Genomic DNA, 13,750 nt, shown 5'->3' with positions numbered 1-13,750 from the left:
GGGAGACTCCTCTGCGCGAGTGTGCGGGGATAATCAAAAACGATACACACCGGGGTTTACCGCGTTAACGGAGCGCGGCGTTGTCCCCTCATAGTCGCCTGTCCGGTGCGATGGTGGAAGAAACCGGACTACATTGAAAATGATAACCATTATCATTTTTGCGGGTCCTTTCCGGCGATCCGGGCCGTTACGGGGCGGCGACCTCGCGGTTTTTCACTATTTATGAAAATTTTTCAGGGAAAATCGTGTCGGTACTTCTCGAATATAACTTTTTGTTTTTTTTAATATTGCATCCGTAAAGGTCCGACATGAAAGTGTCCGAAAATGCCTTTTTCTGGCGTTTTCATGTCGGGCCTTGTATTTGATAATGGGTTGTTTTCATGAAGGTTAATAAAAAGAGGCTTGCCGAAATTTTCAACGTGGACCCGCGGACGATTGAACGCTGGCAGTCTCAGGGACTCCCTTGCGCCTCCAAAGGTAGTAAGGGCATTGAATCTGTATTTGATACTGCCATGGCAATTCAGTGGTATGCGCAGAGGGAAACTGATATCGAAAACGAAAAGCTCCGCAAAGAACTGGACGATTTGCGTGCGGCAGCGGAGTCAGATTTACAACCCGGCACCATTGACTATGAACGCTACCGGCTCACAAAAGCGCAGGCAGATGCGCAGGAACTGAAAAATGCCCGTGAAGACGGAGTAGTGCTGGAAACTGAACTGTTTACCTTCATTCTGCAACGTGTGGCACAGGAGATTTCGGGGATACTTGTGCGTGTGCCGTTGACATTACAGCGTAAATATCCGGACATTTCACCATCACACCTTGATGTGGTGAAAACTGAAATCGCGAAAGCCTCCAATGTTTCAGCTAAGGCCGGTGAAAACGTGGGCGGGTGGATCGATGATTTCAGACGCGCAGAAGGCAGCTAATGCAGCCGGTGCGATAGCTACAGGGCTTTTATCTCTCATTATTCCTGTTCCACTGACGACAGTTCAGTGGGCCAATAAACATTATTACCTTCCTAAAGAGTCGTCTTATACCCCGGGGCGGTGGGAAACACTGCCGTTTCAGGTTGGCATCATGAACTGTATGGGCAACGATCTGATTCGTACGGTTAACCTGATTAAATCTGCCCGTGTTGGTTATACAAAGATGTTGCTGGGAGTGGAGGCTTATTTTATTGAGCATAAATCACGCAACAGCCTTCTTTTTCAGCCCACGGACTCAGCTGCTGAAGATTTTATGAAATCTCATGTTGAGCCAACGATAAGGGATGTTCCTGCATTGCTGGAGCTGGCTCCATGGTTCGGAAGAAAACACCGCGATAATACGCTCACCCTGAAGCGTTTTTCCTCCGGTGTGGGGTTCTGGTGTCTGGGTGGTGCGGCAGCAAAAAACTACCGTGAAAAATCCGTGGATGTGGTCTGTTATGACGAGCTTTCCTCGTTCGAACCGGATGTTGAAAAAGAGGGTTCGTCAACCCTGCTGGGGGATAAACGTATTGAGGGCTCTGTATGGCCAAAATCCATTCGCGGCTCGACGCCTAAAATCAAAGGCTCCTGCCAGATCGAAAAAGCCGCTAACGAGTCGGCACACTTCATGCGTTTTTATGTGCCCTGTCCGCACTGTGGGGAGGAGCAGTATCTGAAATTTGGCGATGATGCCTCGCCTTTCGGTCTTAAGTGGGAGAAGAATAAGCCAGAAAGTGTTTTCTACCTTTGTGAGCATCATGGCTGTGTGATCCATCAGTCTGAGCTTGACCAGAGTAACGGGCGGTGGATCTGTGAAAACACGGGCATGTGGACCCGTGACGGCCTGATGTTTTTCAGCGCCCGGGGTGATGAAATTCCGCCGCCGCGCTCCATCACTTTCCATATCTGGACGGCGTACAGTCCGTTCACCACCTGGGTACAGATTGTCTATGACTGGCTGGATGCACTGAAAGATCCCAACGGCCTGAAAACCTTTGTGAACACCACGCTGGGCGAGACCTGGGAAGAGGCCGTGGGCGAAAAACTCGATCACCAGGTACTGATGGATAAGGTTGTGCGTTACACGACGGCGGTGCCTGCCCGGGTGGTTTATCTGACGGCGGGCATTGACTCGCAGCGAAACCGTTTTGAGATGTATGTCTGGGGATGGGCTCCGGGAGAGGAAGCCTTTCTGGTGGATAAAATCATCATTATGGGGCGTCCCGATGAGGAAGAGACGCTATTACGTGTGGATGCGGCGATCAACAAAAAATACCGCCATGCAGACGGAACCGAAATGACTATTTCCCGTGTCTGCTGGGACATCGGGGGGATTGATGGCGAAATCGTTTATCAGAGGTCAAAAAAACACGGTGTTTTCCGGGTGCTGCCGGTAAAAGGCGCATCTGTCTATGGCAAGCCGGTGATCACCATGCCAAAAACCCGCAATCAGCGGGGCGTGTATCTGTGTGAAGTGGGGACGGACACCGCAAAAGAAATTCTCTATGCCCGTATGAAAGCCGATCCCACGCCTGTGGATGAAGCCACGTCGTATGCCATCCGTTTTCCTGATGATCCGGAGATTTTTTCGCAGACAGAGGCGCAGCAACTGGTGGCGGAAGAGCTTGTGGAGAAGTGGGAAAAAGGAAAGATGCGTCTGCTGTGGGATAACAAAAAGCGGCGTAACGAAGCGCTGGACTGCCTGGTGTATGCCTACGCGGCATTACGTGTGTCCGTGCAACGCTGGCAGCTTGATCTGGCTGTACTGGCAAAATCCCGGGAAGAAGAGACGACCCGGCCAACCCTTAAAGAACTGGCAGCGAAGCTGTCCGGAGGAGTGAATGGTTACAGTCGCTGAACTGCAGGCGCTGCGTCAGGCGCGCCTTGATTTATTAACCGGTAAACGGGTGGTGTCTGTCCAGAAAGATGGTCGCAGAATTGAATATACGGCAGCTTCTCTGGATGAGCTTAACCGGGCGATCAATGATGCGGAGTCGGTACTGGGGACAACCCGCCGTCGCCGTCGTCCGCTGGGAGTGAGGTTATGAAACGAACGCCTGTCCTGATTGATGTGAACGGCGTTCCGCTTCGGGAGAGCCTCAGCTACACCGGTGGCGGTGCAGGATTTGGCGGGCAAATGGCAGAGTGGTTGCCACCCTCGCAGAGTGCCGATGCGGCCCTGCTGCCCGCGTTGCGTCTGGGGAATGCCCGTGCAGATGATCTGGTGCGCAATAACGGAATAGCGGCCAATGCGGTGGCACTGCATAAGGATCACATTGTCGGGCATATGTTTCTGATTAGCTACCGTCCGAACTGGCGCTGGCTGGGGATGCGGGAGACCGCGGCAAAAAGTTTTGTCGATGAGGTGGAGGCGGCCTGGTCAGAATACGCAGAAGGGATGTTTGGTGAGATCGACGTGGAAGGGAAACGCACGTTTACGGAATTTATCCGTGAAGGTGTGGGCGTTCATGCGTTTAACGGCGAAATCTTTGTGCAGCCGGTCTGGGATACGGAGAGTACGCAACTGTTTCGTACGCGTTTTAAAGCCGTGAGTCCGAAACGGGTGGACACGCCAGGACACGGTATGGGGAACCGTTTTCTGCGGGCTGGTGTGGAGGTTGATCGATATGGCCGTGCCGTTGCGTACCATATCTGTGAGGATGATTTTCCTCGCTCCGGGAGTGGACGATGGGAACGGATCCCGCGTGAACTACCCACCGGGCGTCCGGCCATGCTGCATATTTTCGAGCCGGTGGAGGACGGGCAGACCCGTGGAGCCAATCAGTTTTACAGCGTTATGGAACGGCTGAAGATGCTGGATTCCCTGCAGGCAACACAGCTTCAGTCGGCCATAGTGAAGGCGATGTATGCAGCGACGATTGAAAGTGACCTTGATACCGAAAAGGCCTTTGAATATATCGCCGGTGCGCCGCAGGGGCAGAAGGATAATCCGCTTATTAATATTCTGGATAAGTTCTCCACCTGGTATGACACGAATAGCGTGACGCTGGGCGGTGTCAAAATTCCGCACCTTTTCCCCGGTGATGATCTGAAACTTCAGACCGCGCAGGATTCAGACAATGGATTTTCGGCGCTTGAACAGGCGCTGCTGCGGTATATCGCCGCCGGTCTTGGCGTTTCCTACGAACAGTTGTCCCGTGATTACTCGAAGGTCAGTTATTCAAGTGCCCGCGCATCCGCCAATGAGTCGTGGCGCTATTTTATGGGGCGGCGAAAATTTATTGCGTCCCGGCTGGCCACGCAGATGTTTTCCTGCTGGCTGGAAGAGGCACTTCTTCGGGGGATTATTCGTCCGCCACGGGCACGTTTTGATTTTTATCAGGCGCGATCAGCCTGGTCACGGGCTGAGTGGATTGGAGCCGGAAGAATGGCCATTGACGGGCTCAAGGAGGTTCAGGAATCAGTGATGCGCATTGAGGCCGGACTGAGCACGTATGAGAAAGAGCTGGCGCTGATGGGCGAGGATTATCAGGACATTTTCCGCCAGCAGGTCAGGGAATCTGCAGAGCGGGAAAAAGCCGGACTCTCACGTCCGGTGTGGATAGCGCAGGCGTATCAGCAGCAGATAGCGGAGAGTCGCAGGCCGGAAGAGGAGACAACACCACGTGAGACGTAATCTTTCACACATTATTGCCGCAGCATTCAATGAACCGCTGCTTCTGGAGCCCGCCTATGCGCGGGTTTTCTTTTGCGCGCTCGGGCGCGAGATGGGCGCAGCAAGTCTTTCGGTACCACAACAGCAGGTACAGCTTGATGCTCCCGGAATGCTGGCTGAAACGGACGAGTACATGGCCGGAGGTAAACGACCGGCCCGTGTTTACCGGGTGGTGAACGGTATTGCGGTACTGCCGGTGACCGGCACGCTGGTGCACCGGCTGGGGGGGATGCGGCCATTTTCCGGAATGACTGGCTATGACGGCATTGTCGCCTGTCTTCAGCAGGCAATGGCAGATAGCCAGGTGCGGGGCATACTGCTGGACATTGACAGTCCGGGTGGGCAGGCCGCCGGCGCGTTTGACTGCGCTGACATGATTTACCGCCTCCGTCAGCAGAAGCCGGTCTGGGCACTGTGCAATGACACGGCCTGTTCTGCAGCCATGCTGCTGGCGTCGGCCTGCTCCCGACGGCTGGTTACCCAGACATCCCGTATCGGCTCCATTGGCGTGATGATGAGCCATGTCAGCTATGCCGGTCATCTGGCGCAGGCCGGTGTGGATATCACGCTGATTTATGCCGGGGCGCACAAGGTGGATGGCAATCAGTTTGAAGCGTTGCCGGCAGAGGTTCGCCAGGATATGCAGCAGCGGATTGATGCGGCGCACCGGATGTTTGCCGAAAAAGTGGCGATGTATACCGGGTTGTCTGTGGATGCGGTCACGGGAACAGAGGCCGCCGTTTTTGAAGGTCAGTCCGGCATTGAGGCCGGGCTGGCGGATGAATTAATCAATGCGTCGGATGCCATCAGTGTGATGGCCACGGCGCTGAACAGTAATGTCAGAGGAGGCACTATGCCGCAATTAACTGCAACGGAAGCCGCCGTGCAGGAGAACCAGCGAGTGATGGGGATCCTGACATGCCAGGAAGCGAAAGGACGTGAACAGCTTGCCACGATGCTGGCAGGGCAACAGGGCATGAGCGTTGAACAGGCCCGGGCGATTCTGGCCGCGGCGGCACCGCAGCAGCCGGTGGCATCCGCGCAGAGTGAAGCCGATCGCATTATGGCGTGTGAAGAAGCGAACGGTCGTGAACAACTGGCAGCAACGCTGGCGGCGATGCCGGAGATGACGGTGGAAAAAGCCCGCCCGATCCTGGCTGCTTCACCGCAGGCGAATGCCGGACCATCACTCCGTGATCAGATCATGGCACTGGATGAGGCAAAAGGGGCTGAGGCGCAGGCTGAACAGCTGGCTGCCTGCCCGGGAATGACCGTGGAGAGCGCCCGGGCTGTGCTGGCTGCGGGATCAGGTAAGGCAGAACCGGTCTCTGCATCCACAACCGCCCTGTTTGAACATTTCATGGCGAACCATTCACCGGCTGCGGTCCAGGGGGAGCGTGTCACAGGCGTCAGAAGACGGTGATGCGGACGTGAAAATGCTCATGGCCATGCCATGAAGTCAGTGCTGAACATCAATACGAGGTTTTAACAATATGGTGACGAAAACCATCACTGAACAGCGTGCGGAAGTACGTATTTTTGCCGGTAATGATCCGGCTCACACCGCCACAGGCAGCAGCGGGATTTCCTCGGCAACACCGGCACTGACACCCCTGATGCTGGATGGGGCCACCGGGAAACTGGTGGTCTGGGATGGACAGAAAGCCGGTAGTGCGGTTGGCATACTGGTACTGCCGCTTGAAGGCACAGAGGCGGTGCTGACGTATTACAAGTCGGGGACCTTTGCGACGGAGGCAATCCGCTGGCCTGACAGTGTGGATGAACACAAAAAGGCAAATGCCTTTGCCGGCACCGCCCTGAGTCACGCGGCGCTGCCGTAACACGTTATCAGGCCACCGCGTTGGCCTGACTGATTTCTTAATGAAAGGAACTGATTTATGGGATTGTTTACGACCCGCCAGTTACTCGGTTATACCGAACAAAAAGTTAAATTCCGTGCGCTGTTTCTGGAGCTGTTTTTCCGCCGTACGGTGAATTTCCACACCGAAGAGGTGATGCTGGACAAAATTACCGGAAAAACGCCGGTGGCGGCCTATGTCTCCCCGATCGTTGAAGGAAAAGTGCTTCGCCATCGCGGTGGTGAAACCCGCGTGTTACGTCCGGGCTACGTCAAGCCCAAACACGAATTTAATTACCAGCAGGCGGTTGAGCGCCTTCCTGGTGAAGATCCGGCTCAGCTGAACGACCCGGCCTACCGTCGTCTGCGTATCATTACCGATAACCTCAAACAGGAAGAGCACGCCATTGTCCAGGTGGAAGAAATGCAGGCGGTGAATGCCGTGCTGTATGGCAAATACACCATGGAAGGGGATCAGTTTGATACTGTCGAGGTGGATTTCGGGCGCTCTGAAGGAAATAACATTGAGCTGGCTGACGGTAAAAAATGGTCTGAGCAGGACCGTGATACGTTTGATCCGACGCATGATATTGACCTCTACTGCGATCAGGCCAGCGGCCTTGTGAATATCGCCATTATGGACGGTACGGTCTGGCGTCTGCTGAATGGCTTTAAGCTGTTCCGCGAAAAACTGGATACCCGTCGCGGCTCAAATTCACAACTCGAAACGGCAGTGAAAGACCTGGGGGCGGTGGTGTCCTTCAAGGGGTATTACGGCGATCTGGCCATTGTGGTGGCGAAAACGTCTTATGTGGCAGAGGACGGTACCGAAAAACGTTATCTGCCGGAGGGCACACTGGTCCTGGGGAATACGGCAGCAGAGGGCATTCGTTGCTATGGTGCCATTCAGGATGCGCAGGCGTTGTCCGAAGGTGTGGTGGCCTCTTCCCGTTATCCGAAACACTGGCTGACTGTGGGCGATCCGGCCCGTGAATTCACCATGACGCAGTCCGCACCGCTGATGGTGCTGCCGGATCCGGATGAGTTTGTGGTGGTACAGGTGAAATAATCCGTGAGCGGGGGCGAAATGCCCCCGTGTCTTTTTTCACAGGAGGCTGAGATGGCAACAAAAGAAGAAAATCTGAATCGTCTTCGTCAACTGGCTGGCCTGCTGGGGCGCGAGGCGGATATGTCGGGGAGTGCTGCGGATATTGCTCAACGTGTGTCTGAGTGGGAAGAGGAGCTTGCTGTTTCCCCGGAGGGCATTATGCACTCTGATGAGAGCGGGGCTGATCAAAATCACACAGACGATGGTGAGCAGTTGAACAACACGGATGCTACGGATGATGTTAAAGCGGTCCGTGTGCGGAAATGCCTGCATGTGATGGGGTATTGCCCGGAGACAGGCCGTCCCGTTGAACTGACGTACCGGGGCATGCGTGTTATGGTGCCATCACCACTGGCGACAGCCATGATACAGCACGGAACGGCTGAGCATGCGTGATTTTCAGAATGCCTTTGATGCTGCCCTTGCCGGGGTGGACAGCACGATTGTTGAAGTGATGGGGCTCTGTGCGCAGTTCACCTCGGGAGCACAGCGTGGAAGCGAAGTTCAGGGGGTTTTTGACGATCCGGAGTCGCTGGGTTTTGCCGGTGGCGGGGGCCGTATTGAAGGAAGCAGCCCGTCATTATTTGTGCGGACGGATACGGTGCGTGCCGTGCGGCGTGGTGACACGCTGACCATTAACGGCGAGATGTTCTGGGTGGATCGTATTTCTCCGGATGACGGGGGCAGCTGTTATCTCTGGCTCAACCGTGGTCAACCACCCGCAGTTAACCGGCGACGATAAACGCAGGGTGAAATTATGGCGATAAAAGGGCTTGATCAGGCGATTGACAATCTGAGCCGGGTTCGTAAAAACGCCATTCCGGCGGCTTCAGCAATGGCCATTAACCGCGTGGCCACAACGGCGATTAATCAGTCTTCATCACAGGTTGCCCGGGAGACAAAGGTTCGCCGGAAACTGGTTAAGGAACGGTCCAGACTGAAACGGGCGACGGTCAGAAATCCGAATGCCAGAATTATCGTTAACCGCGGTGATCTCCCTGTGATTAAGCTGGGGATCAGGATGCTGGGGCGTCGCCCGAACAGCATACTTAAAGCCGGTCAGCATCGGTATCAGCGGGCATTTATTCAGCGATTAAAAAATGGTCGCTGGCATGTCATGCAGCGTGTGGCCGGGAAAAACCGTTACCCCATTGATGTGGTGAAAATCCCGATGGCGGCCCCACTGAAACAGGCATTTGATGAGAATGTTGACCGTATCCGGCGTGAACGCCTGCCTAAAGAACTGGCATACGCGCTGAAACAACAACTGAGGATTGCAATAAAACGATGAAACACACTGACATTCGTGCCGCAGTGCTGGATGCACTCGAGCAGCATGAACACGGGGCGACGCTGTTTGATGGTCGCCCCGTTGTTTTTGACGAAGAGGATTTTCCTGCGATCGCGGTTTATCTGACGGATGCAGAGTATACCGGTGAAGAGCTGGATGCAGATACCTGGCGGGCCACGCTGCATATTGAGGTGTTTTTACCGGCACAGGTACCGGATTCAGAGCTTGATCAGTGGATGGAAAGCCGGATTTACCCGGCGATGACCGCGATCCCGGCACTGGCAGGACTGATTACCACGATGGTTACGCAGGGCTATGAGTATCGTCGTGATGACGATATGGCGTTATGGAGTTCTGCAGATCTGACTTATTCCATTACATACGAGATGTGAGGGCGAGATGACGGCAGAATCCTACGATGATAACTACCTGGATGATGAAGACGCGGACTGGACCGCGACCGGGCAGGGGCAGAAATCTGCAGGTGATACCAGTTTTACGCTGGCCTGGAAACCGGGAGAGGAAGGCCAGAAAGGGCTTATAGGCTGGTTTGAAAGCGGCGATGTCCGGGCCTATAAAATCCGTTTTCCGAATGGCACGGTGGATGTGTTTCGTGGCTGGGTCAGCAGTATCGGTAAGGCCGTGACGGCGAAAGAAGTGATCACCCGCACGGTGAAAGTCACTAACGTGGGTAAACCTTCTGTAGCGGAAGAACGCAGCAAAATTACGCCGGTCAGTGCGATTAAGGTGACGCCGACATCCGGTACGGTGGCAAAAGGGAAAACAACCACCCTGACGGTTTCTTTTGAGCCGGAAAGTGCAACCGACAAGACGTTCAGAGCGGTTTCCGCCGATCCGTCGAAAGCCACCATTAGTGTGAAAGATATGACAATTACGGTAAACGGCGTGGCGACAGGTAAGGTGCAGATCCCTGTGGTGAGCGGAAATGGTCAGTTCGCCGCAGTGGCTGAAGTCACCGTTACTGAAGCGGGCGCTGCAGGGTAAACGGAGGTAATACATGTTTCTGAAAACAGAACAATTTGAATATAACGGTGTGTCTGTCACGCTTTCCGAATTGTCTGCGCTGCAGCGTATCGAGCATCTTGCCCTCCTGAAACGGCGTGCAGAACAGGCAGAATCCTGCGGCAACCTGCAGGTAAGCGTGGAAGATCTCGTCAGAACCGGCGCGTTTCTGGTGGCGATGTCCCTGTGGCATAACCATCCACAGAAAACGCAGTCACCGTCAATGAATGAGGCCGTGATGAAGATAGAGCAGGAAGTGCTCACCACCTGGCCTGCCGATGCCATTGCCCGGGCGGAAGACGTGGTGTTGTGCCTGTCCGGGATGATCGAAGCTGTTCGTCCGGATACTGATATTACTGAAGTGGCGAAAAATAACACGCTGACTGATGATGATTTTTCTGCGGGAAAGTCTTCGACGGCGAGCTGAACTTTGCCCTCAGACTGGCGCGTGAGATGGGGAGACCCGACTGGCGCGCCATGCTTGCCGGGATGACATCCACCGAATATGCCGACTGGCACCGTTTTTACCGTACGCATTATTTTCAGGATACCCAGCTGGATATGCATTTTTCCGGGCTGACGTACGCTGTACTCAGCCTGTTTTTTTGCGATCCGGATATGCATCCCTCTGATTTCAGTCTGCTTGTCCCCCGGCATGAGGAAGAGCAGGTGGAGAGGCCGGATGAGGACAAAATGCTGATGCAGAAAGCGGCAGGACTTGCCGGAGGCGTCCGGTTCGGTGGGGACGGAGGGCGCGATATTTTATCGTCTGCGGATGTGGCGGATGTCATGGTGGATGATGCCGCATTAATGATGGCTTCAGCGGGGATTCCGGGAGGTGTGAGATATGTCCCAGCCGGTTGGTGATCTTGTTATTGACCTGAGTCTGGATGCTGTCCGTTTCGATGAGCAGATGAGCCGGGTAAGGCGTCATTTTTCAGGTCTGGATACCGACGCCAGAAAAACCGCCAGTGCTGTTGAACAGGGCCTGAGCCGCCAGGCGCTGGCTGCACAAAAAGCCGGGATTTCCGTCGGGCAGTATAAAGCGGCCATGCGAACCCTGCCCGCACAGTTTACGGATATCGCCACGCAGCTTGCAGGTGGTCAGAATCCCTGGCTGATCCTGCTGCAACAGGGCGGTCAGGTGAAGGACTCCTTCGGCGGGATGATCCCCATGTTCAGGGGGCTTGCCGGTGCGATCACCCTGCCGATGGTCGGGGTCACCTCGCTGGCGGTGGCGACAGGTGCGCTGGTGTACGCCTGGTACCAGGGAGATTCCACGCTTTCAGCGTTTAATAAAACCCTGGTTCTTTCCGGTAATCAGTCCGGACTGACTGCCGATCGTATGCTGACTCTCTCAAGAGCCGGGCAGGCAGCAGGGCTGACGTTTAACCAGGCGAGAGAGTCACTGGCAGCCCTGGTGAATGCCGGTGTGCGTGGTGGTGAACAGTTTGATGCCATCAACCAGAGTGTCGCGCGTTTTGCGTCTGCATCCGGTGTGGAGGTGGATAAAGTCGCTGAAGCCTTCGGGAAGCTGACCACTGACCCGACGTCGGGACTGATGGCGATGGCGCGCCAGTTCCGTAACGTGACGGCAGAGCAGATTGCGTATGTTGCACAGCTGCAGCGTTCCGGAGACGAGGCCGGGGCATTGCAGGCGGCGAACGATATCGCCACGAAAGGCTTTGATGAGCAGACCCGTCGCCTGAAAGAAAACATGGGAACACTGGAGACCTGGGCGGATAAAACAGGGAAGGCATTCAAATCGATGTGGGATGCCATTCTGGATATCGGTCGTCCTGAATCCTCAGCGGATATGCTCGCCAGTGCGCAGAAGGCATTTGATGAGGCGGATAAAAAATGGCAGTGGTACCAGAGCCGGAGCCAGCGCCGGGGAAAGACCTCCTCTTTTCGTGCGAACCTTCAGGGGGCATGGGATGACCGGGAAAATGCCCGTCTGGGTCTGGCAGCGGCCACGCTGCAGTCGGATATGGAAAAAGCCGGTGAACTGGCGGCAAGGGACCGGGCTGAGCGTGAGGCGTCACAGCTGAAGTATACCGGAGAGGCGCAGAAGGCGTATGAGCGCCTGCAGACGCCGCTGGATAAATATACCGCCCGTCAGAAAGAGCTGAATAAGGCCCTGAAAGACGGAAAAATCCTGCAGGCGGATTACAACACGCTGATGGCGTCGGCAAAAAAGGATTATGAATCGACGCTGAAAAAGCCGTCAGGTGTGAAGGTGTCTGCCGGTGAGCGCCAGGAAGACCGGGCGCATGCAGCCATGCTGGCGCTTGAAACCGAGCTCAGGACGCTGGAAAAACACAGCGGTGTGAATGAGAAAATCAGCCAGCAGCGCCGGGATTTATGGGAAGCGGAAAATCAGTATGTGGTCCTGAAAGAGGCCGCCACGAAACGGCAGTTATCTGAGCAGGAAAAATCCCTGCTGGCCCATGAGAAAGAAACGCTGGAGTACAAACGCAGCTGGCTGAGCTGGGCGACAAGATTGAACACCAGAAACGGCTGAATGAGCTGGCACAGCAGGCGGCGCGGTTTGAACAGCAGCAGAGCGCGAAGCAGGCGGCAATCAGCGCAAAAGCACGCGGACTCACCGACCGTCAGGCGCAGCGGGAGTCGGAAGAGCAGCGCCTTCGTGAGGTGTACGGTGATAATCCGGCTGCGCTGGCGAAGGCCACATCTGCACTGAAGAACACCTGGTCTGCGGAGGAGCAGCTTCGTGGAAGCTGGATGGCCGGGATGAAGTCCGGCTGGGGCGAGTGGGCGGAAAGTGCGACGGACAGTTTTTCGCAGGTTAAAAACGCGGCCACGCAGACCTTTGACGGTATTGTACAGAATATGGCAGCGATGCTGACCGGCAGCGAACAGAACTGGCGTGGTTTCACCCGTTCTGTGCTGTCCATGCTGACAGAGATTTTTCTGAAGCAGGCGATGGTGGGGATAGTCGGGAGTATCGGCAGCGCCATTGGCGGGGCTGTTGGTGGCGGCGCATCCGCGTCAGGCGGTACAGCCATTCAGGCTGCGGCGCGAACTTCCATTTCGCGACCGGGGGATTTACGGGGACGGGGGGTAAATATGAACCTGCGGGGATTGTTCATCGCGGGGAGTTTGTCTTCACGAAGGAGGCGACCAGCCGGATTGGCGTGGGAAATCTTTACCGGCTGATGCGCGGCTATGCCACCGGCGGTTATGTCGGTGGCACCGGAAGTCCGGCGCAAATGCGGCGTTCAGAGGGTATCAGATTTGAGCAGAACAACAACGTGGTGATTCAGAACGACGGTACGAATGGTCTGCCAGGTCCACAGATGCTGAAGGCAGTGTATGACATGGCCCGCAAGGGTGCCCGTGATGAAATTCAGGCACAGATGCGCGATGGTGGTCTGTTCTCCGGAGGTGGACGATGAAGACCTTCCGCTGGAAAGTGAAACCCGGTATGGATGTGGCTTCAGCCCCTTCCGTCAGGAAAGTGCGCTTTGGTGATGGCTATTCCCAGCGAGCGCCTGCCGGGCTGAATGCCGACCTGAAAACGTACAGCGTGACGCTTTCTGTTCCCCGTTGGGAGGCCACGGCGCTTGAGTCGTTTCTGGCTGAGCACGGGGGCTGGAAATCCTTTCTGTGGACGCCGCCTTATGAGTGGCGGCAGATAAAGGTGACCTGCGCAAAATGGTCGTCGCGGGTCAGTATGCTGCGTGTTGAGTTCAGCGCAGAGTTTGAACAGGTGGTGAACTGATGCAGGATATCCGGCAGGAAACACTGAATGAATGCACCCGTGCGGAGCAGTCGGCCAGCGTGGTGCTCTGGGAAATCG

13 protein-coding genes and 4 pseudogenes are annotated in these 13,750 nt (G+C 55.4%); all 17 read left to right on the top strand.

Annotated features, from left to right (window positions below; genetic code table 11):
- The first annotated feature begins 380 nt into the window (after positions 1 to 380).
- A complete protein-coding gene (locus tag BGK49_RS00565) occupies positions 381 to 929 on the top strand; it encodes a terminase small subunit (RefSeq protein ID WP_000867569.1) in 549 nt (182 codons plus the stop codon).
- A complete protein-coding gene (locus BGK49_RS00560) occupies positions 901 to 2,829 on the top strand; it encodes a phage terminase large subunit family protein (RefSeq protein ID WP_024259718.1) in 1,929 nt (642 codons plus the stop codon). Before BGK49_RS00565 ends, BGK49_RS00560 begins: the two co-directional genes overlap by 29 nt.
- Positions 2,813 to 3,019, top strand: coding sequence for a phage head-tail joining protein (locus BGK49_RS00555; RefSeq protein ID WP_000259002.1), 207 nt, complete (start codon positions 2,813 to 2,815; stop codon positions 3,017 to 3,019). The genes BGK49_RS00560 and BGK49_RS00555 overlap by 17 nt, the downstream gene beginning before the upstream one ends.
- Positions 3,016 to 4,608 carry a phage portal protein gene (locus tag BGK49_RS00550; protein WP_005046188.1) on the top strand — a complete coding sequence of 531 codons (1,593 nt, stop codon included), beginning with the start codon at positions 3,016 to 3,018 and terminating at the stop codon, positions 4,606 to 4,608. The genes BGK49_RS00555 and BGK49_RS00550 overlap by 4 nt, the downstream gene beginning before the upstream one ends.
- A pseudogene (locus BGK49_RS00545) lies at positions 4,598 to 6,104 on the top strand (S49 family peptidase). Before BGK49_RS00550 ends, BGK49_RS00545 begins: the two are co-directional and overlap by 11 nt.
- A 36-nt stretch (positions 6,105 to 6,140) precedes the next feature.
- Positions 6,141 to 6,488 (top strand): head decoration protein, encoded by a 348-nt coding sequence (locus BGK49_RS00540; RefSeq protein WP_000256833.1) that lies wholly within the window; start codon positions 6,141 to 6,143, stop codon positions 6,486 to 6,488.
- A gap of 57 nt (positions 6,489 to 6,545) precedes the next feature.
- A complete protein-coding gene (locus BGK49_RS00535) occupies positions 6,546 to 7,574 on the top strand; it encodes a major capsid protein (RefSeq protein ID WP_000522588.1) in 1,029 nt (342 codons plus the stop codon).
- A 51-nt stretch (positions 7,575 to 7,625) separates the two neighbouring features.
- Positions 7,626 to 8,009 (top strand): DNA-packaging protein FI, encoded by a 384-nt coding sequence (gene gpFI / locus BGK49_RS00530; RefSeq protein ID WP_000201502.1) that lies wholly within the window; start codon positions 7,626 to 7,628, stop codon positions 8,007 to 8,009.
- Positions 8,002 to 8,355 (top strand): head-tail joining protein, encoded by a 354-nt coding sequence (locus tag BGK49_RS00525; RefSeq protein WP_001204568.1) that lies wholly within the window; start codon positions 8,002 to 8,004, stop codon positions 8,353 to 8,355. The genes gpFI and BGK49_RS00525 overlap by 8 nt, the downstream gene beginning before the upstream one ends.
- Positions 8,356 to 8,370: 15 nt before the next feature.
- Positions 8,371 to 8,904 carry a phage tail protein gene (locus BGK49_RS00520; RefSeq protein WP_000974980.1) on the top strand — a complete coding sequence of 178 codons (534 nt, stop codon included), beginning with the start codon at positions 8,371 to 8,373 and terminating at the stop codon, positions 8,902 to 8,904.
- Positions 8,901 to 9,296 (top strand): phage minor tail U family protein, encoded by a 396-nt coding sequence (locus tag BGK49_RS00515; protein WP_000683079.1) that lies wholly within the window; start codon positions 8,901 to 8,903, stop codon positions 9,294 to 9,296. Before BGK49_RS00520 ends, BGK49_RS00515 begins: the two co-directional genes overlap by 4 nt.
- 1 nt (position 9,297) lies before the next feature.
- Positions 9,298 to 9,909: pseudogene (locus tag BGK49_RS00510) on the top strand (phage tail protein); the annotation flags it as partial.
- Positions 9,910 to 9,922: 13 nt separating this feature from the next.
- A complete protein-coding gene (gene gpG / locus BGK49_RS00505; RefSeq protein WP_000479095.1) occupies positions 9,923 to 10,354 on the top strand; it encodes a phage tail assembly chaperone G in 432 nt (143 codons plus the stop codon).
- A 26-nt stretch (positions 10,355 to 10,380) separates the two neighbouring features.
- A complete protein-coding gene (locus BGK49_RS00500) occupies positions 10,381 to 10,794 on the top strand; it encodes a phage tail assembly protein T (protein ID WP_000533402.1) in 414 nt (137 codons plus the stop codon).
- Positions 10,775 to 13,346, top strand: a pseudogene (locus BGK49_RS30770) (phage tail tape measure protein). Before BGK49_RS00500 ends, BGK49_RS30770 begins: the two are co-directional and overlap by 20 nt.
- The gene (locus BGK49_RS00490) at positions 13,343 to 13,672 is read left to right on the top strand and encodes a phage tail protein (protein WP_000847332.1); all 330 of its coding nucleotides are present in this window, start codon (positions 13,343 to 13,345) and stop codon (positions 13,670 to 13,672) included. The pseudogene BGK49_RS30770 and the gene BGK49_RS00490 overlap by 4 nt, the downstream one beginning before the upstream one ends.
- A pseudogene (locus BGK49_RS30275) lies at positions 13,672 to 13,750 on the top strand (phage minor tail protein L); the annotation flags it as partial. The gene BGK49_RS00490 and the pseudogene BGK49_RS30275, both read left to right, overlap by 1 nt.

Source organism: Shigella sp. FC1544 (assembly GCF_001722145.1).
In the GTDB taxonomy this organism is placed as follows: Bacteria; Pseudomonadota; Gammaproteobacteria; order Enterobacterales; family Enterobacteriaceae; genus Escherichia; species Escherichia coli.
The sequence above is the reverse complement of the archived record's forward strand: the minus strand, read 5'-3'. Positions and strand labels throughout refer to the sequence as shown.